Annotated in this window: 3 protein-coding genes; all 3 read right to left on the bottom strand. The window is 45.4% G+C overall.

What is annotated here, in order from left to right; genetic code table 11:
* Positions 1 to 55 precede the first annotated feature (55 nt).
* The 3 genes from gpM to A7967_RS21925 all read right to left on the bottom strand — a co-directional run bounded on the left by gpM (position 56) and on the right by A7967_RS21925 (position 2,832).
* On the bottom strand, positions 56 to 784 hold the full coding sequence (gene gpM / locus A7967_RS21935) for a phage terminase small subunit (protein ID WP_064436113.1): 729 nt from the start codon (positions 782 to 784) through the stop codon (positions 56 to 58).
* An 86-nt stretch (positions 785 to 870) separates the two neighbouring features.
* The gene (locus tag A7967_RS21930; RefSeq protein ID WP_064436112.1) at positions 871 to 1,908 is read right to left on the bottom strand and encodes a phage major capsid protein, P2 family; all 1,038 of its coding nucleotides are present in this window, start codon (positions 1,906 to 1,908) and stop codon (positions 871 to 873) included.
* A 42-nt stretch (positions 1,909 to 1,950) separates the two neighbouring features.
* Positions 1,951 to 2,832, bottom strand: a complete 882-nt coding sequence (locus tag A7967_RS21925; protein WP_064436111.1) for a GPO family capsid scaffolding protein — start codon at positions 2,830 to 2,832, stop codon at positions 1,951 to 1,953.
* Positions 2,833 to 3,087: the final 255 nt, after the last annotated feature.

Raw genomic sequence — 3,087 nt, 5'->3', positions numbered from 1 at the left:
GCGTCAAACAACGAATGCTGACGAAGTGCTAAGTTGCCCACCGGCGTTGGAGCTGTTATTCGCTAACGATCCCTTTTAACTGTTTCGTTAGCTTATCGACTAAACCTTTAACCCCTGCTTTGTCGTTGATCGCTTGGGCGTGCTCTGCAAATAACAGTGCATTACCATAGTTGTGCTGGGCTGCATCAACCTTGGCAGCAATGGCGTACAATTTACCGCCCACTACTTCAAGGCCGTTCCAATCTTGATTTTTTACGGTATTGATCAGGCCGCGCAGTACGTAGCTAATATCAAACAAGCCTTGCTGCTTTGATTCTGTTAAGTAGTAATTTGCATCGTCGTAGAGTTGGTCGATAACGAACGCAGGCCAATGCTTGGTATTAAATACCGTTGGCAGTGGTTGCTTTTGCTCAACCATAAATGGCAGGAGCTCTAACACAGCATCCCAGCGTTTAAGATCAACCAACCAAATAAACACCCATGCTAAAACCGTGTTCGGGTGGCACTGGCCGCTTAGTCGATATTGATTGATGTACCCTAGATAATCTTGGCGCTCTAACGCTTCTGATTTGTATGTCGCTTTATCTGCAATATCTGTAAATATTTTTAATTGAGCTAAGTCAGATTCGATGGCCGCTGCATAAAGCTGGTACTCGGTTTGCGTAGTGATAGTGGTTGGCGCATTGATTTCAGTGGCTGTTGCCGCGACCGTTGGCGCTTTTTTGTCAGTGCTTGTTGGTACGCTGCTTGCTGCTTTGGCTAATGATTTTTTGACTAAGCTCATTTAAAAACACTCTTTAATTTGGTGAAAAAAAGCCGCCCCAAAACAAGGGATACAGAGCGGCTAACTGCTGCTAAATAATCAGGCTGTTATGCCCACGCGTCGCCAGCGGCATTGGGCAACTTGACGCTGGTAGACTCGAAATACATAACTTTTTCAAGGTCTTCTACGTAGTAGCAATCGTTGCGTGATAGGTAGTCCTCAACGCGCTTTTTCTTGGCGTTGTTTTCTACACTGGTACGCGTTGAGCCCGTTTGCACGTAGTGACTTAAGTTGTCAAAACTGGTGACTAAAATGCCGCGAGCGGGGAAAAACGGGATTTTGTAAGTCATCAAACCGCCGTAGGTATCAATCACCTGCTGCAATTCAATCTTGGTTTTTTCACTTGGGGTATGTGCTTGCTTGGCGTACAGCTTATTTTTATCTTGCGCTAAAAGCTCGTCGCCAATAATAGCCACCATGTTTGCACGCTTATGCTCTGGAATACCTTGCAATGCATCGTGCACCGCTTGGTCTAAGTTATCGTAATCGCCACCGGCACCAATGCGAATTTCGCCAGCGGTTGCGCCTTCACTAATTGCACGCTCGGATGCATCGCGGCGAATTAACTGCAACCAACCAATGTTTACATCGTTCATCATTGGGTAGGCTGTAATATCAGTTGTCTCGGCTACGTGTGTACCATTCCAACCAATTTTAATAATGTCGAGTGCGATTGCTTGGCGAACGTGGTTACGATAGCGATTATGAAAATCAGGGAACTTAGACCACTGATCCATTTTTACCCATGTAATATGAATGTCGCATTCTGTTGGGTAACAACGGTATTCACGTTTATCGAGCTTTGATACATCGCGGGTTTTACGCTCTTTGGTGTCGTCAGTTTCAACGCCTGCACGGCCTGTAACGCCACCGTCGACACTCATGATCACCGATTGACCAACAAGGTCATCAACCGGAACGGTGTTGATCATCTGTAAAAATTCAGCTGACTCGTAAACGGCGTCGTATAAACGCTGCTCGGTTGTCGGCTCTACATTAAATTGCTCGCTCATTGAGGCAACGCCATAATTAACGGCCATGCCTGCCATAATGGCGACGAATAACTCTCTGGTTCTGGTTTTCATGTGCTTTCCTGCGTGTTGCTAAGTAATGTTAAGGTGATGCACTTACAGCAATTGACTGTATTTGCCTTCATCGCCTTCGGGTTCGTCGTCGGCGTCAGTGGTATCACCCGCAGGTGCTTTTAATGCTTTTTCAAACTTATCGGTTAGCTCAGTTAGCAGCTGCTTAGTTGACGATAACTCTTCTTTAACTTGGCTTAGCTCGGTGCTTTGCTCGCCTTCTGGCAGCGTTTCTTCGTCTTCCACTTGTGTGGTTGAAAACGAATCAAACTTTGTTGTTAAGCCATCGAGCTTTTTACCAAACTCGGCAAGCGGTGTGCCGAGTGCATCTTTTAATGCGGTGGCTAATTCTTCTGGTTTCATGTCTGGGTCTTCCTTTGCGAATAGTCGTTTAAAAAAGGGTTTTTTAGGTGGTGTGTCGATTGGCTCACATGACCCTAAATCAACGGTTAATAAGGCGACGTCCTTGTCGTCTGGTTTACTCTTACTACTGAAATGGATACGGTCGGTATAGCAGCTTGCGGGGTAGTCGGTCACTGCTAAGCCTGTTAGGTAGGTTTTGCCAGAGCCCATAAAATCGCGGCTAATTTCGATACTAAAGTAAACCGCTTGGTCTGCTTTGTTCAGCTCAACAAACCCTTGATTGGGGGCAAGCACGGCGTATAAACACACTACGCCTTCTTCGTTTTCATAAGCTTGTACGCTTACTACATCGCCCAACATGCCGGGAATATCCACGTTGTGTAGGTTTTTAGCGGCCCAGCCTGACCAATTAAATTCGTGATCAACATTAATGCGTGCACCGTATTTACGCGGGTTATAGGTTTCTACAATGTCGGCTACGTCTTGCTCTGATATTTCGCGGCCGTCAACGGTCATGCCAACGGCGGCAATTGATAGCGGTTTAGTACGTAGTTGACCTGGCATAAACAACCCTTTTTAAATGTGTTTAAGTTAAGCGTTTTGCTTTAAAGTAGTTGCAGTTTGCACCCTCTTTTACATCCTTTCCAACGGTTTAACTTTTTGAAATTCCTATATTAAGCTTTTAGGAATGACTAGGTTTTTGACTAACAGATTAAGCGCTTTATAACGAATACACTGCCGCTATGGATTAATAAACGCGGTGCAATATGAAGGCGAACTACGGACCAGACATACGCAAAAAAGCACAAGATTTGTATG

The sequence above is a fragment of the Pseudoalteromonas neustonica genome, from assembly GCF_001653135.1.
In the GTDB taxonomy this organism is placed as follows: Bacteria; Pseudomonadota; Gammaproteobacteria; order Enterobacterales; family Alteromonadaceae; genus Pseudoalteromonas; species Pseudoalteromonas neustonica.
This window is presented reverse-complemented; position numbering and strand designations above follow the sequence as displayed.

Bases quoted from the DNA above. Each gene is read 5' to 3' on its own strand.
- gpM (WP_064436113.1), bottom strand. From the start codon at position 784: ATGAGCTTAGTCAAAAAATCATTAGCCAAAGCAGCAAGCAGCGTACCA.
- A7967_RS21930 (WP_064436112.1), bottom strand. From the start codon at position 1,908: ATGAAAACCAGAACCAGAGAGTTATTCGTCGCCATTATGGCAGGCATG.
- A7967_RS21925 (WP_064436111.1), bottom strand. From the start codon at position 2,832: ATGCCAGGTCAACTACGTACTAAACCGCTATCAATTGCCGCCGTTGGC.